This window comes from Aliiroseovarius sp. xm-d-517, from assembly GCF_013283135.1.
Taxonomy (GTDB): domain Bacteria; phylum Pseudomonadota; class Alphaproteobacteria; order Rhodobacterales; family Rhodobacteraceae; genus Aliiroseovarius; species Aliiroseovarius crassostreae.
The window spans coordinates 2135765-2156342 of sequence record NZ_WBXT01000001.1; the positions used below are offsets into that span (position 1 = coordinate 2135765).

20 protein-coding genes and 1 pseudogene are annotated in these 20578 nt (G+C 57.5%); 12 read left to right on the plus strand and 9 right to left on the minus strand.

Translation table 11 applies throughout. The features are described 5' to 3' along the window. Positions 1 to 24 precede the first annotated feature (24 nt). The 7 genes from XMD517_RS10315 to XMD517_RS10345 all read left to right on the plus strand — a co-directional run bounded on the left by XMD517_RS10315 (position 25) and on the right by XMD517_RS10345 (position 4234). Positions 25 to 636: a ribonuclease D gene (locus tag XMD517_RS10315; RefSeq protein WP_173486207.1), complete on the plus strand. Its 612-nt coding sequence runs from the start codon at positions 25 to 27 to the stop codon at positions 634 to 636. A 119-nt stretch (positions 637 to 755) separates the two neighbouring features. Then, a complete protein-coding gene (locus XMD517_RS10320; RefSeq protein ID WP_173486208.1) occupies positions 756 to 920 on the plus strand; it encodes a hypothetical protein in 165 nt (54 codons plus the stop codon). A gap of 118 nt (positions 921 to 1038) precedes the next feature. Continuing rightward, on the plus strand, positions 1039 to 1653 hold the full coding sequence (lptC, locus tag XMD517_RS10325) for an LPS export ABC transporter periplasmic protein LptC (RefSeq protein ID WP_173486209.1): 615 nt from the start codon (positions 1039 to 1041) through the stop codon (positions 1651 to 1653). Positions 1654 to 1685: 32 nt separating this feature from the next. Then, positions 1686 to 2150 (plus strand): LptA/OstA family protein, encoded by a 465-nt coding sequence (locus XMD517_RS10330; RefSeq protein WP_173486364.1) that lies wholly within the window; start codon positions 1686 to 1688, stop codon positions 2148 to 2150. Next, complete coding sequence (gene lptB / locus XMD517_RS10335) at positions 2150 to 2926, plus strand: LPS export ABC transporter ATP-binding protein (RefSeq protein ID WP_173486210.1); 777 nt, start codon at positions 2150 to 2152, stop codon at positions 2924 to 2926. The genes XMD517_RS10330 and lptB overlap by 1 nt, the downstream gene beginning before the upstream one ends. A gap of 231 nt (positions 2927 to 3157) precedes the next feature. Next, the gene (gene hpf, locus XMD517_RS10340; RefSeq protein WP_173486211.1) at positions 3158 to 3733 is read left to right on the plus strand and encodes a ribosome hibernation-promoting factor, HPF/YfiA family; all 576 of its coding nucleotides are present in this window, start codon (positions 3158 to 3160) and stop codon (positions 3731 to 3733) included. 36 nt (positions 3734 to 3769) lie between these two features. Further along, a complete protein-coding gene (locus XMD517_RS10345; protein WP_173486212.1) occupies positions 3770 to 4234 on the plus strand; it encodes a PTS sugar transporter subunit IIA in 465 nt (154 codons plus the stop codon). A gap of 69 nt (positions 4235 to 4303) precedes the next feature. Here XMD517_RS10345 and XMD517_RS10350 read toward each other — a convergent pair whose 3' ends face one another. From XMD517_RS10350 to cysQ, 7 genes and pseudogenes are all read right to left on the minus strand, one after another. After that, positions 4304 to 5719 (minus strand): sulfotransferase family 2 domain-containing protein, encoded by a 1416-nt coding sequence (locus XMD517_RS10350; protein WP_173486213.1) that lies wholly within the window; start codon positions 5717 to 5719, stop codon positions 4304 to 4306. Between the two features lie 26 nt (positions 5720 to 5745). Then, a complete protein-coding gene (locus XMD517_RS10355) occupies positions 5746 to 7443 on the minus strand; it encodes a beta-1,6-N-acetylglucosaminyltransferase (RefSeq protein ID WP_173486214.1) in 1698 nt (565 codons plus the stop codon). Beyond that, the gene (locus XMD517_RS10360; protein ID WP_254449804.1) at positions 7440 to 8450 is read right to left on the minus strand and encodes a glycosyltransferase family 2 protein; all 1011 of its coding nucleotides are present in this window, start codon (positions 8448 to 8450) and stop codon (positions 7440 to 7442) included. Before XMD517_RS10360 ends, XMD517_RS10355 begins: the two co-directional genes overlap by 4 nt. Before the next feature lie 153 nt (positions 8451 to 8603). Then, a complete protein-coding gene (locus tag XMD517_RS10365; protein ID WP_173486215.1) occupies positions 8604 to 9662 on the minus strand; it encodes a glycosyltransferase family 2 protein in 1059 nt (352 codons plus the stop codon). A 6-nt stretch (positions 9663 to 9668) separates the two neighbouring features. Beyond that, positions 9669 to 10562, minus strand: a complete 894-nt coding sequence (galU, locus tag XMD517_RS10370; protein ID WP_173486366.1) for a UTP--glucose-1-phosphate uridylyltransferase GalU — start codon at positions 10560 to 10562, stop codon at positions 9669 to 9671. A gap of 259 nt (positions 10563 to 10821) precedes the next feature. Then, a pseudogene (locus XMD517_RS10375) lies at positions 10822 to 11626 on the minus strand (3-deoxy-manno-octulosonate cytidylyltransferase). Between the two features lie 28 nt (positions 11627 to 11654). Beyond that, positions 11655 to 12452, minus strand: coding sequence for a 3'(2'),5'-bisphosphate nucleotidase CysQ (gene cysQ / locus XMD517_RS10380; protein WP_173486216.1), 798 nt, complete (start codon positions 12450 to 12452; stop codon positions 11655 to 11657). A gap of 141 nt (positions 12453 to 12593) precedes the next feature. On the opposite strand from cysQ, the gene XMD517_RS10385 reads away from it, so the two are divergent. Together XMD517_RS10385 and XMD517_RS10390 are read left to right on the plus strand one after the other, a co-directional pair. Continuing rightward, positions 12594 to 13415, plus strand: a complete 822-nt coding sequence (locus XMD517_RS10385; RefSeq protein WP_173486217.1) for an ABC transporter permease — start codon at positions 12594 to 12596, stop codon at positions 13413 to 13415. Next, complete coding sequence (locus XMD517_RS10390; protein ID WP_173486218.1) at positions 13412 to 14029, plus strand: SH3 domain-containing protein; 618 nt, start codon at positions 13412 to 13414, stop codon at positions 14027 to 14029. The genes XMD517_RS10385 and XMD517_RS10390 overlap by 4 nt, the downstream gene beginning before the upstream one ends. A gap of 14 nt (positions 14030 to 14043) precedes the next feature. Here the strand turns inward: XMD517_RS10390 and XMD517_RS10395 are convergent, their stop codons facing one another. Beyond that, positions 14044 to 14646, minus strand: coding sequence for an alpha-ketoglutarate-dependent dioxygenase AlkB (locus XMD517_RS10395; RefSeq protein WP_173486219.1), 603 nt, complete (start codon positions 14644 to 14646; stop codon positions 14044 to 14046). 208 nt (positions 14647 to 14854) lie between these two features. On the opposite strand from XMD517_RS10395, the gene dnaK reads away from it, so the two are divergent. From dnaK to radC, 3 genes are all read left to right on the plus strand, one after another. Then, complete coding sequence (gene dnaK / locus XMD517_RS10400; RefSeq protein WP_173486220.1) at positions 14855 to 16777, plus strand: molecular chaperone DnaK; 1923 nt, start codon at positions 14855 to 14857, stop codon at positions 16775 to 16777. Between the two features lie 62 nt (positions 16778 to 16839). Beyond that, entirely contained in the window at positions 16840 to 17985 is a 1146-nt protein-coding gene (dnaJ, locus tag XMD517_RS10405; RefSeq protein WP_055187192.1) for a molecular chaperone DnaJ, read from the plus strand. A gap of 54 nt (positions 17986 to 18039) precedes the next feature. Further along, positions 18040 to 18825, plus strand: a complete 786-nt coding sequence (gene radC / locus XMD517_RS10410) for a DNA repair protein RadC (protein ID WP_173486221.1) — start codon at positions 18040 to 18042, stop codon at positions 18823 to 18825. 186 nt (positions 18826 to 19011) lie between these two features. On the opposite strand, the gene XMD517_RS10415 is transcribed toward radC, so the two are convergent. Next, positions 19012 to 20571: a phosphate ABC transporter substrate-binding/OmpA family protein gene (locus tag XMD517_RS10415; RefSeq protein ID WP_173486222.1), complete on the minus strand. Its 1560-nt coding sequence runs from the start codon at positions 20569 to 20571 to the stop codon at positions 19012 to 19014. Between the last annotated feature and the right edge of the window lie 7 nt (positions 20572 to 20578).

The following is a 20578-nucleotide window of genomic DNA, read 5'->3' on the forward strand; positions in this document are numbered from 1 at the left end:
TTTCTTGGGCATTTGAGGGCTGACATGACCAACACGCTTTACAAACGTGACCTGCCGGATGGGCTGGATCTTGGGCCGGTGGTGGCCATCGACTGTGAAACCATGGGGCTGAACCCGCACCGCGACCGGCTGTGTGTGGTGCAGATGTCCGGGGGGGATGGCAATGCGCACCTGGTTCAGATCGAGAAGGGTCAGACCTCTGCCCCCAATCTGGAACGCATGCTGACCGACCCCAATGTGCTGAAAATCTTTCATTTCGGCCGGTTTGACATCGCCGCCATGCTGAATGCCTTTGGCGTGGTCACGGCCCCTGTCTATTGCACCAAGATCGCCTCGAAACTGGTGCGCACCTATACGGATCGGCACGGGCTGAAAAACCTTCTGGATCAGCTGCTGAAGGTGGACATTTCCAAACAGCAGCAGATGAGCGACTGGGGCGCGGAAGAGCTGAGCAACGCGCAGCTCGACTATGCTGCCTCGGACGTGCTTTACCTGCACCGTCTGAAAGAAGAGCTGGACGCGCGCCTGGCACGCGAAGGGCGCACCGAGATGGCTCAGGCCTGCTTTGATTTTCTGCCGATGCGCGCGCAACTTGATCTGGCAGGTTGGCCGGAACAGGACATCTTCGCCCATTAGACCCGGCCGGGGCGACACGCCCTTCTTGATAATCTTGCTGGAAAAAGCCTCGCCGGTGAGGCTTTGTTAACCCTTTTCTGCCCTACTGCTTTCATGTGACAGTTACAGGGATTTTCCTCATGACGCAGATTGCAGCTCTCGCAATGCCGAAACCCAGGACCAAACCCGGAAGACGCACCATCGGGGATCGCCGCCTGATCTCGGGCTGGTGGATCCTGCCGGTGGCCGCCCTGGCAATCCCCATGTGGATTGTGCTGCTCCGCATCTTTCTGTCGCTGTTCTAGGGCACACCGCCCCGCGGGTCTGTTTCATCAAATGAAACCGACAGAAAGCGCGGCGGAATGCAGCCATGACCTTGGCAACGGGCGTGAAGTTGCTAGATAGGAGGGGAAAGGACGTGGAATGCCCTCTTATAACAACAGTTATTCACGCATGGTTGCCTGGCTGAAAGTTCTTCTGCCACTGATTGCGCTTGGGCTGCTCTCCACCATCTTCCTGATCTCGAAATCCATCGACCCGACCAAGTCGCTGAGCTATGCGCGCATAGATCTGGACGCGATCATGCGAGAGGAAAAAATCGCCGAGCCAACGTTTTCCTCGGTCACCCGAGATGGGGCCGCCATCACCTTTTCCGCAAAAAGCGCCATCCCGGAAAGTGAGAACACCTTCTCCGCCCAGGAGATGAAAGCGCGGATCGAAACGCCGGATGGCGCCAATGTGAAAATTGACGCACAGCACGCATTGATCAACGGCGCTGAAAATCTTATCGACCTCAGCGGCGGCGTAACCCTTTTGACATCAACGGATTACACCATCCACACCGATGCGCTGACCGCGTCAATCGACGCAACCGATATTCGTTCAACAACACCGGTTTCCGCCGAGGGGCCGTTTGGAACGCTCACCGCCGGGCAGGCCCGAATTTCACAACAGGGCCGTCAATCCGGAAGCTATCTTCTGGTATTTCAAGATGGCGTAAAACTGATATATCATCCCCCAGAAAAGGGAGTTGAATAGTGCTGAATTTGGTTAAGTCACTTACCGTCCTGATGTCGCTGCTGGCGGCGGGGCATGCGATGGCGCAATCGCAGATCGCGTTTGGCGGCCTCAAACATGACAGCTCGCTCCCGATCGAAGTCTCCGCAGACCAGCTTGAGGTAAACCAGGCTGATGGCACGGCCATTTTCAAGGGCAATGTCAAAGTTGGCCAGGGCGACATGCGCCTGTCTGCCAGTCAGGTGCGTGTGGAATATGCGACCGGCGCGAACAGCACCGGAGAGATTTCCCGACTGTTTGCCAGCGGAAATGTGATCCTGGTCAATGGCGCTGAGGCGGCAGAGGCCAATCAGGCCACCTATACAATCGACAGCGGGCGGGTTGTGATGACCGGGAACGTCCTGCTGACCCAGGGCAACAATGCCCTTTCCTCAGACACACTGACCGTTGATCTGAACACCGGCACCGGCATCATGGATGGCAATGTGAAGTCCATCATTCAGACCGGGGGCAACTGATGCCGGAACTTGCGGTAGATAATGGCACCCAAGCGGACAAGCCGGACGATCAGCAGGGGTTGCGCGTCACCGGGCTGCGCAAAAGCTATCGCAAGAAAACCGTGATCCGCGATGTGACCCTTGAACTGAACCGGGGGGAAGTGGTTGCCCTGCTCGGGCCAAATGGCTGCGGCAAGACCACCACATTTTATTCCATTGCCGGGCTGGTCACGCCAGAGGCCGGCCAGGTGACCATTGACGGGCGCGATGTCACGCTGCTGCCGATGTATCGCCGTGCCAAATACGGGATCGGATACCTGCCGCAGGAAATGTCGATTTTTCGCGGCATGAATGTCGAAGACAATATCATGTCGATCCTCGAAATCTCGACCCAGGGGCAACACAAGCGACGCGAGCGTCTGGAAGAGCTTTTGAACGAGTTCTCGATAAGCCATCTGCGTCAGGCCCCTGCCCTTGCCCTGTCCGGGGGCGAACGTCGTCGGGTGGAAATCGCCCGCCTTCTGGCCGCCAATCCAAAATACCTTTTGCTCGATGAGCCTTTTGCCGGTGTGGATCCCATTGCCGTTGGCGAGATTCGCAGCCTTGTGCATGACCTGAAAGATCGCGGCATCGGGGTGCTGATCACGGATCACAATGTCCGCGAAACGCTTGAAATCGTCGATCGCGCCTACATCCTGCATGATGGCCATATGCTGATGAATGGCACCACAGATGAGGTGGTGCAGGATGAAAACGTCAAGCGTGTTTACCTCGGGCATAATTTTTCAATCAATTGACCGAATACCTGACAAAATTCCAGCGATCTGCTTGACACCCCCGACGATGTGGCATCGAATGGTGGGGATGAAAGACAATACGACTCTTCGTCGTGCCGCCTTGAAAACAGGGCATGCACCCAGACTGGCACCGCAAAACGGCGCCCCATTTTCTGCAAAAAATATGAATTTCCGCCCTGTCCCATCCGGGGGCCGGGCCAGTTGTAACCTGCAAATACCATAGGAGGTAGGATGCAATATCAAATCAGCGGTAAGCAAATCGACATCGGCGATGCCCTGCAAGTTCACGTGAAAGATGAGCTGGGCGGTGTTGTTCAGAAATATGCTGAACGCCCGACTGACGCTCAGGTGGTTTTCTCGAAAAGCGCACATGAATTTGTATGCGAAACCACCGTCCACCTCTCCACCGGCCTGACCGCACAAGCCAAGGGGCACGCAACGGAAATCTACTCCGCTTTCGATCAATGCACCGAGAAAATGGAGAAGCAACTGCGCCGCTACAAGCGCCGGTTGAAAGATCATCACCGTGACCGCGTGGACCCGGTTGAAGTTTTCGGTGGCTCCTCTTATATCCTTGCATCAGAGGAAGGTCCGGAAGAAGCCGACAACGCTCAACTCGAGCCCATGATCATCGCCGAAATGGAAACACGGATCCCGTCGTTGTCCGTTGGCGAAGCAGTCATGCAGATGGAGTTGGCGCATGCCCCGGTTCTGGTGTTCCGAAATGAGAAAACCGAAGGGGTGAACGTGGTCTATCGCCGTGATGACGGCAATATTGGCTGGGTCGACCCACAAAACAACGCGTAAACCGCCCGCATTCTTGACGGGCGGGGAGTAAAATTGATGGAGCTTTCGAGCATACTTCAACCCTCGGCCGTCAAGGTCCTGACGAATCTGTCTTCAAAAAAGCGCTTATTTCAAGAGCTTGGAGAGATCGCAGCCTCGAATTACCAGATCGACGCCAGTGGTGCTTTTTCCGCGTTGCAGGAACGCGAAACGCTTGGGCCAACCGGCGTGGGCCATGGCGTTGCCCTGCCGCATGCCCGGATGACCGGCCTTGAACGCGTGGTCGGCTGCTTTATCCGCGTTGAAAAACCGTTTGATTTTGACTCTGTCGACAAGCAGCCGGTGGACCTGATTTTTGCGCTGTTTGCACCCGAAGACAGCGGCGTGGATCATCTCAAGGCACTGGCACTTGTGTCGCGCACCCTGCGCGATCAATCTATCTGCGCAAAGCTGCGCGCCAACAACGATTCGGCAACGCTGCACGCGCTATTGACCGACAGCCTGTCCAACAAGGCCGCATAAGGCAGGATTTCAGGGAAGTTCGGCAAGATCATGCAGGCCCGCAACCCTGCGGACCCTGTTCCCTTTGGGTCATTTCCCCCAGGGCTTGAAGCCGAACATCATATAGTCGCGCTGGTAGGTTTTGCGCAGTTTCTGTTCCAGATCCGTGTCATAAACCTGCGCCAGAGCAAAAGGCTGGTCAACCTGTTCCGGCTCGGGAAAAGGGCTGTCGCCAATGCCCAATTCATCTTTCAGACCGCGCAAACCTTGCGTCAGCTGGTCCTCTCGTAGCAGGTGATCCGGCAGGGCAAACCCCGCAAACCCCTGCACCACCGCCGTCTGCGATGCCCAGGCCGCGTCCACCCGGATACCGGTTTGCCCCTTCAGGTTCCGGTCGACAAAATCAATGAACTGGGAAAACACCCGTTTGTGCTCTTCCAGCGTCCAACGCTCATCAGGCGCCCCATCCGGCAGATCAACCCCATAGCTCTGCCGGAGAGCCGCCTTGATCTCGTGATATGTCTCCGGCCCCTCAGCAACAAGATGCCGGCAGAACACCGTATGCAGCCGCGCAACCGGGTGGCGCAAAACGGTGAACGTCCTGTGGCCCTTATGCTGGCGCTTCCATTGCCGTAACGCTTTTTGGGTAAAATCCGTGGATGTGTCGCCAAAGCTGTTCATCCAATGCACGATGCTTGCCGCTGGCGCGCCCTTGATCGGCATGAAAACCGCCCGCATGGCGTCAGATGACACATAGGTGGTCACCGCGGGCGGCCGCCCGGTTTCAAAATTCGGGATACGGTACAGATCAAAAATATCTATCCGCTGAACGGTCTGCTCAACCATATCAAAGTTGGTGACCTTCTCTTCGATGGTCTCGGGGTTTTGTTTCTTGAACTTCCCGGAAAAGGCGGACAGCTGATGCTCTTCCCCCAGATAGCGCGCAAGCCCGTTGACCACATCCAGATCCTGCGCGTCATTATAGTCGATATAGAACGCAGTCTGGCCGCTGCGCTGCAACCGGCCCTTGATGGTCAGCTGGAAATCCTTCATCCGGTAATACAGCCGCTCAAACTCCCACCCGAGAAAGCGCGCGCGTTTCTTGATCACATCATTCACGTTATTGAGCTGCCACTGATCGGTTTCATTGGCAATTCGGCGCGACACATAGCTTTCCACGTGATTTCGGGTCAGCACAACCTTGGCACAACGTGGGTCATCAATCAGCGCCTCAAATACACGGGGGTCATGGTCGTGGAAAAACCGAAATCCGGGGATGCCCTCCGTGCCCTCTTTCATCGCCTCCAGAAGCCTCATCGGATCGCGATCGCGTTCACGGGTGGAGACCCCAAACAGGCTGTCCGTCTTGGGCGAGACCATGAAATAGGGGTTGAATGCCTCACCATAACATTTCAGGCCGGGATATTGATCCAGATTGCTTTCCAGGAAATTGGATCCGGTGCGCATTTCTGCAAAAATAATGAAGCAATCGAAGTTTCGTGCCATCTGCCTGCCCGTTCAACCCGCTTGGGTTACTTAATCAAATAGGGTTTCCGTGTGTCCCGTGTCGGGGTCTGCGGGTCCGCGCCAGAAGGATAGTCGCCCATCAGGTAAGGTTGCATCCCCTGGTTTTTGAGATTTTGCAAAAACTGCCCAAAGCCATCAAGCCGTTTGAGGTTCGGCACTTCGGTCAGGCGAGTATTCATGCGCCCTCCGATCTCGTCCAGGATCAGCTGCAAGGGTTCCATCGGGTTTTGCACGAACTCTGCCAAGGTCCAGATCCGCACCCGCGCGCGCGCATATCCCGAGCGCAGGATGTCGATGTGATCGCTTTCGATCTTTTGCAATCGGGCAGCTTCGCGCCGAATATCGGTGAAATTGCGGGACGAATGAAACAAAGGCACAGCCCAGGCGCCGGAAATCACGCTGATATAGGCGTTGGGGTCCTTGGCCACATCCCAACTGATGGCCTGATTGTCCGCCGGTCCGAACTGAAAGCTCTGCCGCTCGCCCCGGGTGGACCAGACAAGATTGGTCAGGAACGCCCGGGGGTTATAATCGCGCAGCGTCGCGCTGTCGGTCAGAGCACCGCTGAAATCCCGTTGCCCTTCGGAAAACTGGACCCTTTCCTTGTCATACAGATGCCCATGCACCCGCCCACCTATGGTGCGCTCAAGCCAGGGTTCAAACTCTTCGAACACCTCAGTAAAGCCCTCAAAGATCGCATAAGGCGTTCCGGTCAAACCGTTTTCAAACCCCATTCGCGGGAAACGGCTCTGCATGAATAGGCCGGGGCGGCCCCGGGTGCGCCGCTCCACCGCCTTGGAGAAGATCCGGTCAATCTTACCCGGGTTTGGTTCGGCCCCGGTCATGATGGCCGCCGCATCCGACAGAAAACTGTCATAAAGCTTTTCTGCCTTAGGCCAGATTTTGCGGGCAACAAAACAGTCTGACCGGCGTAAAAGCTGCAGGTGGTCATCGTAAAAGATATGCGGCTTGCCCTGATAGTCGAATTTCGAAAGGGTCAGGGACCGGCTTTCGATATCGGTCGAATGCAGGCGCACCAAAGTCTGGTAGTAGCTTTCATCGGGGATCCAGACCTTCTTGAAATACCGGTCATATGTTTCCCGATCCGGGTCATTCAGGATCTCGGACAGGGTCCTTCGCGTGAGGCACCACCATTGGCTGCCAAGATGAGGGACCAGCCCGTCCGGGATCTTGCGTTTGAATCTCAACTTGCGCTGCAGGGCGACATACCGATCAAACAGCCAGCGGTGACGTTTCCAAGAGAAGGGAAACCGCAAGGTGAACCGTTCATGGTCGAGCCCCCCAACCGTCCACGGAACATCCTCGGTGGTGACACTTTCAATGAAATTGGTGCGCGGCCGGGCTTCGAGATAGCGCAGCATCTCCGGAACCGGACGCAGCGGCAGACAGGATCCCGAGGCCAGAAACACATGGCTGACATCCGGGAAACTTTTCAACATCAGCTCAGACGCGGTCTGACTGGCGCCCACCAGTGACCAGGTGCCCCATTCGCATTTGTGCCGCCCACAGAACCGCACATTTTCCAGATCCCGCACCGCATTGACAAACCCGGCATAGGTGCGGCGCTTGACGCGTTTATCCACGTGGATCACAACCGGACAGCCATGGGCAGACCAGTGGCGCACCAGCTGCTCGGCGCGGTCCAGCGTGTCGTGCACCAGCATGACAACCCCAAGCTTCATGCCCAGTTCCCCTTCGACATGATCCCGAGAATTTCCAGCTGCCGCCAGTTGATATATTTCTCACTCCACTTGCACCACAAATCCGGGTTGTCCTTCATGTGCTGGTGATACGCGCGGTATTCATGCCCACCGGCGTAATGCTGGCGGCGCTTGAGCTCCTCTTCGGCCTTTGCGCTGAACGTGTCGAGAAACTTGGCATGCAGCAAGCAGCCCGACGCCTTTTCCCCGCCCCATTCGTCATAAACCTGATTAAGACCGCGTGGCAGAATTGTATGGGTCGAACTGAGATAGGCGTAGGCGCGATCCCATTTCACCAACGGGATCTTGTTCAGGGCCGGCGCATTGGCCGGATCATCGCGGAAAAAGGCACGGGTGCGCGCGCCCCCCTGGATCCAGAGGTTCCCGTAATAGGGATTTTTCTTGATCATGTAGTTGCCGCTGTCAAACCAGCAGGCAATTTCAAACGGATCCTGCCCCGCACGGTAAGGCTGCGCATCCAGCTGCCCTTTTGGATACATATCCAGCAGCATCGCCCCAAAAGATCGCACACCGGAACTGTCGAGCCAATCCGTCAGCGCGCGCAGGGGGCGGGTGTCGCAGAAGGGATACACCAGAAACTCATCCGGATCGACAACCAGCGTCCAATGGCCATGACCATATTTCCACTGCAACCAGTTCAGCCAATCCACCCCGAAATGGGATTTCTTGTAGCTGGCATCGGTGCTCCAGATCGAAACATCTTCCTGTTCGGCCAGGTATTCTCGCCCACCATCATCCGACCCGTTATCCACGATCAGAAAGTGACTGACGCCGAGGTCACGGTAATATTTCAGAAAATAGGGCAGACGGATGCGTTCATTCCGCAGGGTGGAAAAAACAAGAATATCGTCGGGACGAATGGCCCGTGTGCGGTTCTCAACCTCACTCAGCTCGCGTCTCTTGCGAAATGCACGCAGCTTTCGATGCTTACGCTTCAACCGCAGGCGATATGATGTCCAGACGCCCAATCCCGTATCCTGCCTATTTTATCCCGCCACACATCCCATGAAACCACGCTGGTTTCGGGACAACAGATACCGCTATCCTACCCATATTGATCGCATTTCACGAACAATGCCTTAAAATAATCCATACATGTGACAGATCTGACGGTAAACTCTTTAGAACACATCGTTTTTGCCGGGGTCCCAGTTTCCGGATGACATCAGCCCCAGCGCCACCAATTGCTGCCAGCCCTGATACCGTATGGAGCGATCACACCACAGGTCCGGGGCGGCGACCACCTGATTGTAATAGGCGTCAAACTGGTCGGGTTGGCCGAAATGTTCCTTGCGCCCCTTCTCCTCAGATGAACGATCAAGCACGCCGGGAAGGAATTTCGTGTGCAACAACACCCCGGACAAACGGGAATCGCCGGACACACTTTCAGGTCCATCCCATTGCAGGTTCATCTGCGGTGGCAGCAAGGAATGCGAAGAATTGGCATAGGCATAGCGTCGGTTCCATTTGACCAGAGGCAGCTTGTTCAACGTCGGACCTCGCGCTGGCTGCGTCGCAAAAAACACCCGTTCACGCGCGCCCCCCTGCACCCAGAGGTTCTGCATTCTGGGCTGGCGCTGACAGCGATACGGTCCCGGATCAAACCACTCGATCACCTCGGTCGGATCCTGCCCCGGACGGTATTCGCCCTGCCCGATGGCCCCCTTGGGATACAGATCCAGCATCAGCGCCCCCAGCGCCACTGCCCCTGTCTGGTCCAGATGATGGGTCAGGTCCTTAAGGCCATGCGAGTCCCAGTGGGGGTAGATCAACAGCTCATCCGCATCCGCCGTCAGGCACCAATGCCCGTGGCCGTGGCGAAACTGCAGCCAGGTCAGCCAGTCAACGCCAAACCGCGCCGCCTTGTAGCTGCTATCCGTCTGCCAGAGAGACACATCTGGTTGATCCGCCAGAAAGGCGACACTGCCATCAGCACAGTCATTCGCGACGATCAGAAAATGATCGACCCCCATCTTGCGATAATGGGACAGGAAAAAGGGCAGGCGGGCGATTTCATTGCGCAACGTGGTGAAAGACAGGATGTGTCCGGGCCGGATCTGCCCTGTCCGATCCGCGACAGGCGTCAGCTGCCGACGGGATCGGAGGGAGCGAAACAACAGGCGACGGCGCTTGAGGCGCATCCGGTAGGCAGACCACAGGCTAGATGCGCCACCTGCCATTCAAACTCACTCAGCCGCTTTTTGCTGGGCAACCAGATCGCTCAGATACCCCGAAAATTCCTCGCGCAGCTCTTCACGGGCCAGACCAAAGGCAACGGTCGCCTGCAGGAACCCGGCCTTGGAGCCGCAATCATATCGCTGCCCCCGGAACCGGTAGCCGAAGACATCCCGTTTCTGGTTCAGTTCTTCTGCAATGGCGTCGGTCAGCTGGATTTCCCCGCCTGCGCCACTTTTCATCTTGTTCAGGCTGCGCAGCACATCTGGGGTCAGGATATAACGGCCAATCACCGCCAGGTTGGAAGGCGCATCTTCCATCGCCGGCTTCTCTACCATCCCGCGGGTCGAGACGAGGCTGCCGTGATCTTCCTTGATATCAAGCACACCATAAGAAGAGGTTTTTTCAGGCGGCACTTCCATCGCTGCAACCATGCAGCCGCCGGTTTCCTCATAGGCTTCAACCATCTGCTGCAAACAGGGTTTTTCGGCCGCGATCACGTCATCGGGCAGGATGACGGCAAAAGGTTCATTGGCAATCAGGCGACGCGCGCACCAGACCGCATGGCCAAGGCCTAGCGCCTTGTGCTGACGAATATAAGCAATCGCACCGCTGTCCATATTGGTGTCTTTCAGCACCTCAAGCAGCTCATCCTTGTTTTTCTTGCGCAGCTCCTGCTCAAGCACGGGCGAAATGTCGAAATAGTCTTCCAAGGCCCCTTTGCCGCGTGACGTGACAAAGATGAATTCCTTGATCCCGGCGGCCCTGGCTTCGTCAATGGCGTATTGGATCAGCGGTCGATCCACCAAAGTCATGATTTCCTTCGGAATGGATTTCGTTGCGGGCAGGAAGCGCGTCCCCAAGCCTGCGACTGGAAAAATGGCCTTCGTGACTTTCCGTTTCATAGCTGTCCCACTCATTTTACACCTGTGCATGTCGATCTGCCCGCCAGGCTTTCCAACCCGTTTAACAGTCGCGATACACTAAACCGCATTTTCATTAACAATAACCTTCACCCGCTTGATTTGTAACCTGTTGTTTACGCCTGTGTCATACTTACCCGGCAGAATGGCGGCATTTGCAACAGTTGGCGCGGAAACACTGTATGCGACACCCTTCGTACCCTATCCAGGGGGGAGTTGGGCAAGTATTCCCCCTGACGTCCTATTCGACCCCCATCGCCTTCAGGATCCGTTCAATACGCGGAACATCTTCCGGGTTGTTCAGTTCCCAGAACTCTCGCCCACGCGCCTGCATTTCAACACATTGAACCGTGTGTTCGCGTTCCAGAAAACGCAGCTGCTCCAACCCCTCCAGCATTTCCAGCGGACCGGGTGCCCAGCGCGGATAGGCGGCCAGCGCCGACGGGCGATAGGCATAGACCCCCACATGGTGAAACACAGGCGTTGGCGCATCTGCGGCAATCTCGGTTCCGTCAGTATGGGGGATCACTTCTTTCGAGAAATAAAGCGCCTTGCCCTCGGCGCCGAACACAGCGGTTGTGCCACCCACCCGACCCGCGCGGCGGTCTTCCAGAAAACCCGCAAGCGCCCGCCCGTCTGCACGCAGAACCGGGGTGGCCACCTCGGCGGCCGGGTGATCCACCATGGCCTGCACCAGGTCTTCGACGAACCAATGCGGGGTCAGCGGCGCATCCCCTTGCAGGTTGACCACCACATCATATCCCCCCCCCCAGCGCATCCAGCGCCTCGGCGCAGCGCTCGGTTCCGTTCCGACAGTCAGACGAGGTCATCACCACCTCGGCGCCGAACCCCTTGGCCACATCCGAAATCCGACAATCATCGGTCGCCACAACCACCCGATCAATCCCCGCCACGGCCTGCGCCGCATCCCATGCTCTTTGAACCAGAGGCCGGGTCAGCCCGCTCGCCCCGCGCAAGGGGGCAAGCGCCTTGCCCGGATAACGGGTGGAGGCATAGCGGGCCGGGATGACAATCAGGGTTTTCACAGGGCTGCGCTTTCTTGGGTCAGGGCCGTCAGGCCGACTTCAGATCCACGCCGTTGGCGTAGGCGATGAAAAACGGGTTTTCGTAGATCGGCTTGCCATAGGTCAGCGGCGTATGATCGTCAAAACGCACCACCGCGCCACCGGCCCCGTTCAGGACAGCATGGCCCGCAGCAGTGTCCCATTCCATCGTGCGCCCGACCCGCGGGTAAAGGTCCGCCTCGCCGGTTGCCACCAGACAGAACTTGAGGCTGGAACCTGCTGATTTGCTGTCTTTCACATTGTATTTATTGATGTAATCATCCGTAGCCTGATCACGATGCGATTTTGAAGCCACCACCATCAGCGCGTCATTGTCAGGGGTGGAGACATGGATTTCTTTCACATCCCCCTGGCTTTCCTTGCGAAACGGGCCAAGCTCTTCGACACTTTGACCATCCGCACGGGTAAAGAACATCCGGTCACGGGCAGGGGCATAGACCACGCCGCGAATGGGGGTGCCGTCCTTGACATACGCAATGTTCACGGTGAAGTCACCGCGACGGTGGATGAACTCCTTGGTGCCATCCAGCGGATCCACGATCAGGAATTCATCCGCCTGCTGGCCATGGCTGTCGGCCTGTTCTTCGGTGACCAGAAGCACATCCGGGAAGGCCGCGCGCAGACCTTTGGAAATCAGCGCATCCGCGGCTTCATCCGCTGCGGTGACCGGGCTGTCATCCGATTTCGATTTCACCTCGAAATCATCCGAGTTGTAGATCTCCATGATCACATCCCCGGCTTCCAGCGCCAGCCTGCGCATCACTTCTTCCAAACGATCAAAATCCAAAGACCTGCTCCTTTTCACGCGCCAATTCAGCGAAATCGGCGTTGTTGCCATGATTTTCTTCCTCACTTATGGTTTCAAGGTAAAGGAACAGCAAGAATTCCCCGGTAAATTAATGTGTAACCGAGGCAAAAAGGTCATCTGATGTTTCAGAATACCAAGCAGAACTCATCGCGCCTGCAAGCGGCGCTTTCCATGGCTGAAGTCATCTATGTGGCCACGGTGCGTTCTGTGCGTGCCACCCATTCAAACGCGCTTGTCGGCCTGCTGATCAACATGTTCCAGACAATGTTGCTGGTGGCCGTATTTTACCTGATGTTTTCGGTCATTGGCCGCACCGCCCGCATTCAAGGCGATTTCCTGCTCTATATCATGTCCGGGATCTTTCTTTACATGACACATGTGAAATCCATGGGGGCGGTTGCGGGCTCTGCCGGCCCTACGACCGCGATGATGCTGCATGCGCCGATGAACACTTTCATCTCCATCGCCTCTTCGGCCCTCAGCGCGCTATATATCCAGTTCCTGTCGGTGGTGGTCGTGCTGGGTGTTTATGAGCTCTGGACCGGGAATGTAGAGTTTTATGATGTCAAAGGGGTCTTTGGCATGTTCATCCTGGCATGGTTTTCCGGGGTCTGTGTCGGTATGGTGTTCCTCGCCCTGAAACCATGGTTCCCACAATTCACGTCGATCTCGTCTCAAATCTATTCGCGCGCCAATATGCTGGCATCCGGCAAGATGTTCCTGGCCAATACACTGCCGTTTTACCTGCTGGTCATGTTTACGTGGAACCCGCTGTTTCACATCATTGACCAGGCCCGCGGCTTTACCTTTGTGAATTATAATCCGCATTATTCCAGCATCTCATACCCCGTCATCGTATCGCTGGTCTTGCTGATGATCGGGATGCTTGGGGAAAATTACACCCGCAAACACGCATCTGCCAGTTGGGGAGCACGTCATTGAAACTGAAATGGATTATCCTGCTGATGATTGGATGGGGGCCCCTGCCCGCAACCGCCAATCCCTTGCCCGCCCTGTTTGACGTGGTGGACGTCACTTCAGATGACGTTCTGAATGTGCGCGCCATGCCGGATACCGGATCAGAGATCATCGGAACACTCGCCCCTGATCAGACCGGGATCGAAGTCACGACAGTTTCCGAGGATCTGAAATGGGGACAGGTGAATACCAGTGAACAGGCGGGATGGGTCTCTCTGCGCTATTTGATGCGCCAGCCGGGGCAGGACTGGGGGCAAATGCCCTGGCCGCTGTCCTGTTATGGGACCGAACCGTTCTGGGATCTTTTCACAGATGGCGAAAACGAACTTGTGCTTGAGCATATGGACGCAGACACAACGCGTTTTCTCATCACCATGACCACCGGCGTTGTTGGGCGTGCGGATCGTTTCTGGATCCGTGGCGAAAACGAGGCGGGTGAGGCCTTGCTGACCCTGCGCCGTGAAGAATGTCATGACGGCATGTCTGACCGGGCCTATGGGCTGAGCCTGGACAGCCTGATCGACCATGAAAACGGACCATACGCCCTGTCCGGCTGCTGTTCGGTCCTGCCGCGCTAAGTGTCATCTGAGTGTCATCGCACCACGCGCAAGGTCAGGTTGATCCGCCCGTGGTCGCGCAAAAGATCACTTGAACCGAAACGCAACCGGTCTATCCCGTGATAGGCCAGCCGGGCCGCGCCTGCCAGCACAAGCACGTCCCCGGAATTTAACCAGACCGATTGCGTCCGGCCACCCCGCGTCTCGCCCCCAATACGAAACAGGGCGTCATCCCCTAGGCTGATCGACACAACGGGGTACGAGAAATCCCCCTCGTCCCGATCCTGATGCATCCCCATCCTGGCCCCCTCTCCATAGAAATTCACAAGACAGCTGTCCGGGGGCACATCACAGCCCGAGACCTTACGCCAGATCGCCAGCACCTCGTCCGGGATTGGCGGCCAAGCCACACCTGACGGGTGGCGAGGATCGTAACGATAGCCCCGCCGGTCACTCACCCAGCCCAACCGCCCGCAAGAGGTCATCCGCACCGACATCTGCTTGCCGGATGCCGTGACCGGGTGGAACAGTGGCGCGCAGGCCACAACAGCGCGGACCCCATCCGCAAGGCGCGCCTGCTGGTCACCATCCAGCATCCCTTTGAAAATCTTCGCTCCCCCCAGATCCATTCCTGCCATTCCTTACGCTTTCCTTTCCAAAACCCTGATAATGACTCGTTTTTTTGCGCCAATCCCCCGCTTTGGACGCTTGCAGCACCCAATCAGCCTACTTATATACGCTTCGACGCTGGGAACGGACGATCCGTTACCGGCTTGAAATTTGGGATCAGGGGCCGATGCTTTGCAAGGTCGGTTCCTACAACATCGCCTGGAAGAGGATAGAAGCATGGCTAAAGTCATTGGTATTGACCTCGGGACCACCAACTCCTGTGTCGCCATCATGGACGGCTCGCAGCCGCGGGTCATCGAAAATTCCGAGGGTGCGCGCACGACCCCCTCGATTGTTGCCTTCAAAGACGACGAGCGCCTTGTGGGCCAACCGGCCAAACGTCAGGCCGTGACCAACCCGGACAACACCGTGTTCGCCGTGAAACGCCTGATCGGCCGCAACATGAACGACCCGGCTGTCGAGAAAGACAAAAAGCTGGTGCCCTATGCCATCGTTGACGGCGGCAATGGCGACGCATGGGTGGAAGCTGCCGGGCAGAAATATTCGCCCTCGCAGATCTCGGCCTTCATTCTGGGCAAGATGAAAGAAACGGCAGAAAGCTATCTGGGTGAAGACGTCACTCAGGCCGTGATCACCGTGCCCGCATATTTCAACGACGCTCAGCGTCAGGCCACCAAAGACGCCGGCAAGATCGCCGGTCTGGAAGTGCTGCGCATCATCAACGAACCGACCGCAGCCGCTCTGGCCTATGGTCTGGACAAAGCCGAAACCCAAACCATCGCGGTCTATGACCTTGGTGGCGGGACCTTCGACGTGACCATCCTGGAAATCGACGACGGCCTGTTCGAAGTGAAATCGACCAACGGCGACACGTTCCTTGGCGGTGAAGACTTCGACATGCGCATCGTTCAGTATCTGGTCGATGAGTTCAAAAAGGAAAACCAGGTTGATCTGTCGAAAGACAAGATGGCCCTGCAGCGCCTGAAAGAAGCCGCTGAGAAAGCCAAGATCGAACTGTCGTCGGCCTCGCAGACCGAGATCAACCAGCCGTTCATCTCGATGGGTTCGGACGGTGCGCCGCTGCACATGGTCATGAAACTGACCCGCGCCAAGCTGGAAAGCCTCGTGTCGGACCTGATCAAGCGTTCGATCAAGCCCTGTCAGGCCGCACTGAAAGACGCAGGTCTCTCGACCGGCGACATCGACGAGGTGGTTCTGGTCGGCGGTATGACCCGGATGCCGAAAGTGATCGAAGAGGTCACCAAATTCTTCGGCAAAGAGCCGCACAAAGGTGTGAACCCGGACGAAGTGGTTGCCATGGGTGCCGCCATTCAGGCCGGTGTTCTGCAGGGCGACGTGAAGGACGTTGTGCTGCTCGACGTGACCCCGCTGTCGCTGGGCATCGAGACGCTGGGTGGCGTGTTCACCCGCCTGATCGACCGCAACACCACGATCCCGACCAAGAAGTCGCAGGTCTTCTCGACTGCGGAAGACAACCAGAACGCCGTGACCCTGCGCGTGTTCCAAGGTGAGCGTGAAATGGCTGCCGACAACAAGATCCTCGGCCAGTTCAACCTGGAAGACATCCCGCCGGCTCCGCGCGGCCTGCCGCAGATCGAAGTGACCTTCGACATCGACGCCAACGGCATCGTGGAAGTGGGCGCCAAGGACAAAGGCACCGGCAAAGAGCAGAAAATCACCATCCAGGCCTCGGGTGGTCTCTCGGATGACGACATCGAAGCCATGGTGAAAGACGCCGAAGCCAATGCCGAGGCCGATAAAGAGCGCAAGGAGCTTGTCGAAGCCCGCAACCAGGCCGAAAGCCTGATCCACTCGACCGAAAAGTCGATGGAAGAGCACGCTGACAAGGTGGATCCGACCACGATCGAGGCGATCGAACTGGCCATTGCTGCGCTGAAAGACGACCTCGAGAAAGAGGATGTCACCGCCGAGAAACTGAAATCGGGCGTTCAGAACGTGACCGAAGCCGCCATGAAGCTGGGCGAAGCGATCTACAAATCGCAACAGGCCGAAGCAGAAGGCGAAGAGGCACCGGAAGAAGCCGACGGCCCGCGGGCTGCGGATGACGATATCGTCGACGCTGATTTCGAAGATCTGGACAACGACAAACGGTCGTAAGTCTCCTTAGGTAACGGGCAGGTCCGCCCCCGGCGGGCCGCCCCCTCCTCAAAGGAGTAGCTATGTCAAAACGTGATTATTACGAGGTGCTGGGGGCCGCAAAAGGCGCGTCCGCAGATGAGCTCAAGAAAGCCTATCGCAAGAAGGCAAAAGAGCTGCACCCCGACCGCAATTCCGACAATCCCAACGCCGAGGCCCAGTTCAAGGAAGTGAACGAAGCCTATGACGTTCTGAAGGACGCCGACAAGAAGGCGGCCTATGACCGCTATGGTCATGCAGCCTTTGAAGGCGGCATGGGGGGTGGTCGTCCCGGTGGCGGCTATGGCCAGCAGGGTGATTTCGCCAGCGCGTTCTCAGACGTGTTTGACGACCTGTTTGGGGACTTCATGGGTGGCCAGCGTGGCGGCGGCCGGTCACGGGCGCAACGCGGCTCTGACCTGCGCTACAACCTGCGTGTTTCGCTGGAAGATGCCTTCACCGGCCTGCAGAAAACCATCAATGTGCCCACCTCGGTCAGCTGTGACGAATGTGACGGCACCGGTGCGGAAAGCGGCGCGGAACCCACCATGTGCCCAACCTGTTCCGGCATGGGGAAAGTGCGTGCGCAGCAGGGGTTCTTTACCGTTGAACGCACCTGTCCGACCTGTCAGGGCATGGGGCAGATGATCAAGAACCCGTGCAAATCCTGCGGCGGGGCTGGGCGTAAGGAAAAAGAACGTTCGCTTTCCGTGAACATCCCGGCAGGTGTTGAAACCGGCACCCGCATTCGCCTTGCCGGCGAAGGCGAAGCCGGTCTGCGCGGCGGTCCGGCGGGCGATCTTTATATCTTTATCGAGGTCACGCCGCACGCGATCTTTGATCGTGAAGGCAATCATCTGCACTGCCGTGTGCCCGTATCGATGACCTCTGCCGCACTGGGCGGGGACATCGAGGTGCCCACCATCGACGGTGGTCGGTCGCGGGTGAAGATCCCATCCGGCAGCCAGTCCGGTCGCCAGATGCGTCTGCGCGGCAAGGGTATGCCCGGTCTGCGCGGCGGCCCCACCGGCGATATGTATATCGAACTGTCGGTGGAAACCCCGGTCAACCTGACCTCGAAACAGAAAGAGCTGTTGCGGGAGTTCGAAAAACTGTCCGAGGAAAACAACCCGGAAAGCAGCAATTTCTTCTCGAAAGTGCGCAGCTTCTGGGACGGGATGACCTCCTAAAGTATAGGGTTCCAATTAACCTTTGCTTTACCAAAACCATGTGAGGGTTGGTGCATGACGCACCGACCCTCTTCTTTTGGCCCCTCTTCTTTTGGCGAAATGCCCCAAACGCTTTTTGACAGCGATGAGGCCCTCCCCGTTCCGGTCAAACCGGAAAAAGGACGCCTGCCGTCCTATATCAAGGACCACCGCAAACGCCTGCGGGACCGGTTCATGAAAGGCGGGGCCGCCGCCCTGCCCGATTACGAAATGCTGGAACTGGTTTTGTTTCGCGCCATCCCGCGTCAGGATGTCAAACCGCTGGCACGACGCCTGCTGGATCGATTTGGGGATTTCAACGGTGTCATCTCGGCCCCTGCTTCCCGGCTTCAGGAAATGCACGGGGTTGGGGCCGCCGTGGTTCAGGAACTGAAGATCGTAGAGGCGGCTGCCCACCGGCTGGCCCGATCACGCATCCTGCAGCGCCATATCATTTCTTCCTGGGATAGCCTGATTGATTATTGCCACACCACCATGGCACATCGGGAAACCGAACAGTTCCGGGTGCTCTATCTCGACAAGAAAAACGTGGTGATTGCGGATGAGGAACAGGCGCAAGGCACGGTGGACCACGTGCCGGTTTATCCGCGCGAAGTGGTGAAACGGGCGCTTGAGCTCAACGCTTCGGCCCTTATCCTGGTGCATAACCATCCCTCCGGGGACCCAACCCCGTCAGACAGCGACATGCAGATGACCCGTCAGGTGGAACAGGCCGCATCTGCCCTGGGGATCACGCTGCATGACCATCTTGTGGTCGGAAAATCGGATCAGCTCAGCTTTCGGGCGCATGGCTATCTGTAAGTCATTTCCAGTTACGGCTGTGATCCAACACGAACCGGAACGCGTCAGAGCGTTTCCACATTCGGCTGAGTTCAAATTCCCTGCCTCTCGCTGCGCTCGAACGGGATTTTGAACACACATCTGTTTCAACGTCTTGTGGAAACGCTTTAAGATAGCGCGACATGCGGGCTGTTTCGCAATCCAACCTCACTTGACCCAGATTTCCACCCGACGGTTCACACCGCGCCCCCACGCCGTTTCGTCACATGCCATCGGCAGGGCCTCTCCGAAAGCTTCCACCAGCGTCTCCACCCTTGTGGGATCCAGAGTTTCGGCTTCCGCCAGCACGGCCTGACGCACCGCCTCCGCGCGCTTGCGGGCAAGCGAAAGATTTTGCGCCGCAGCCCCCTGCCCGTCCGAGAAACCAACAAAGCTCAGGCGCCGACCATCAAAACGCCCTGCCTCCAAGCTCCGGGCCAGAAGCTGAACATTGGAACGCGACGGTGCATCCAGAAGCGTTGACCCGCCTTCAAATCGAAACGTCAGGGACAGGCGGCTTTGCCGGGTGACAAAACCGGAAAGGCGTTGCAGCTCTTCCAACGTCACCTCTTCCCCAGCCATTGCAATGGCATTTGCCAGCCGGTCGCCCTGATGAGACAGCGGCACCACGGACATTGCCTGATCCACAAACCCCGCCCGACGGATCACCAGCTGACCTGCATCACTGCGCAGATAGCTCAGAAACTCCCGCCCGACCTGCGGCAGGCGGCGTTCGGGCAGGTAAAGATACATTGGCGTGGTCAGGGGGTAATCTTCGGCCTTGATGGCCAGTTCACTGGCATCGACGCCAAAACCGCACCTCCCGGAGAGCTGCACAATCTCATTGCTGCCGGGATTGGTGAAGGCGGCGATCCCGATCCCGAACGGGTCACGGGCAACCGCATCCAGAACGGCCCGGTCGCTTCCCAGTGACACAACGCGTTCGGACATCTGGCTTCCCTGTGCCGAAATCACTTTGCGCGCAAAAACTGGTGTGAACCCGGCACCCCGCGCCCGCAAATAGGGTGTGATTGGCGCATCTTCCCCGCCAACCTCCTTCCAGTTGTTAATCTTGCCCGCGTAAATCGCGGCAAGCTGCGCCATGGACAGGCGGCGCACGGGATTGCCCGGCGATACGATCGGAACCAGGGCATTCAGCGCCAGCACACGTTCCTGTCGGCGGCTTGTCAGGTCACCAAGCCCGGCCTCATAGGCCATGACACGCTCCCGCGAGGTCACTTCACGCTGGGACAACACCATATCCGCTTCATGCCCCAACAGATCGGCAAACCCTTCATCGGACGAGGTTGCCCGGATCGCGATCCGCGCCGCTTCCTGATTGGTATCGCCTTCATAAAGCGTGTAGCGCAGGGCGGTTTCCGGCAGCTCTTCTCGGGTCAACGCATAACCCTGACGCAGCGCAAACCCCTCAACCAGAGCCGGGCTCAGAACCGATGCCATTTCATGGGCGCCAGAGATCACGAGATCAGCAACATAAGGGCCCAGATTGGGGCATCCCGGCCCTTCGCAGCGCACACCGGACCCGTCAACTGTCAGGATCCCATATTCGGTTTCGATCCGGTAAAACGCGCCATCATACCCAACAAGATTCCCGGACAGCGTCATCGCCCCATCCCGTGCAATCAACGAGATGTCGTTAGCACCAGCCTGCCCAGCCTGCATGGCGAGAAAAAGTGCGGCACCAATGGCCGCACGCAGATATGTCATGATGTGC

Bases quoted from the DNA above. Each gene is read 5' to 3' on its own strand.
- XMD517_RS10320 (WP_173486208.1), top strand. From the start codon at position 756: ATGACGCAGATTGCAGCTCTCGCAATGCCGAAACCCAGGACCAAACCC.
- XMD517_RS10350 (WP_173486213.1), bottom strand. From the start codon at position 5,719: ATGGCACGAAACTTCGATTGCTTCATTATTTTTGCAGAAATGCGCACC.
- XMD517_RS10385 (WP_173486217.1), top strand. From the start codon at position 12,594: ATGTTTCAGAATACCAAGCAGAACTCATCGCGCCTGCAAGCGGCGCTT.
- lptC (WP_173486209.1), top strand. From the start codon at position 1,039: ATGCCCTCTTATAACAACAGTTATTCACGCATGGTTGCCTGGCTGAAA.
- XMD517_RS10415 (WP_173486222.1), bottom strand. From the start codon at position 20,571: ATGACATATCTGCGTGCGGCCATTGGTGCCGCACTTTTTCTCGCCATG.
- lptB (WP_173486210.1), top strand. From the start codon at position 2,150: ATGCCGGAACTTGCGGTAGATAATGGCACCCAAGCGGACAAGCCGGAC.
- dnaJ (WP_055187192.1), top strand. From the start codon at position 16,840: ATGTCAAAACGTGATTATTACGAGGTGCTGGGGGCCGCAAAAGGCGCG.
- dnaK (WP_173486220.1), top strand. From the start codon at position 14,855: ATGGCTAAAGTCATTGGTATTGACCTCGGGACCACCAACTCCTGTGTC.
- XMD517_RS10330 (WP_173486364.1), top strand. From the start codon at position 1,686: ATGTCGCTGCTGGCGGCGGGGCATGCGATGGCGCAATCGCAGATCGCG.
- XMD517_RS10395 (WP_173486219.1), bottom strand. From the start codon at position 14,646: ATGGCAGGAATGGATCTGGGGGGAGCGAAGATTTTCAAAGGGATGCTG.
- XMD517_RS10315 (WP_173486207.1), top strand. From the start codon at position 25: ATGACCAACACGCTTTACAAACGTGACCTGCCGGATGGGCTGGATCTT.
- radC (WP_173486221.1), top strand. From the start codon at position 18,040: ATGACGCACCGACCCTCTTCTTTTGGCCCCTCTTCTTTTGGCGAAATG.
- XMD517_RS10355 (WP_173486214.1), bottom strand. From the start codon at position 7,443: ATGAAGCTTGGGGTTGTCATGCTGGTGCACGACACGCTGGACCGCGCC.
- XMD517_RS10365 (WP_173486215.1), bottom strand. From the start codon at position 9,662: ATGGCAGGTGGCGCATCTAGCCTGTGGTCTGCCTACCGGATGCGCCTC.
- galU (WP_173486366.1), bottom strand. From the start codon at position 10,562: ATGAAACGGAAAGTCACGAAGGCCATTTTTCCAGTCGCAGGCTTGGGG.
- hpf (WP_173486211.1), top strand. From the start codon at position 3,158: ATGCAATATCAAATCAGCGGTAAGCAAATCGACATCGGCGATGCCCTG.
- XMD517_RS10345 (WP_173486212.1), top strand. From the start codon at position 3,770: ATGGAGCTTTCGAGCATACTTCAACCCTCGGCCGTCAAGGTCCTGACG.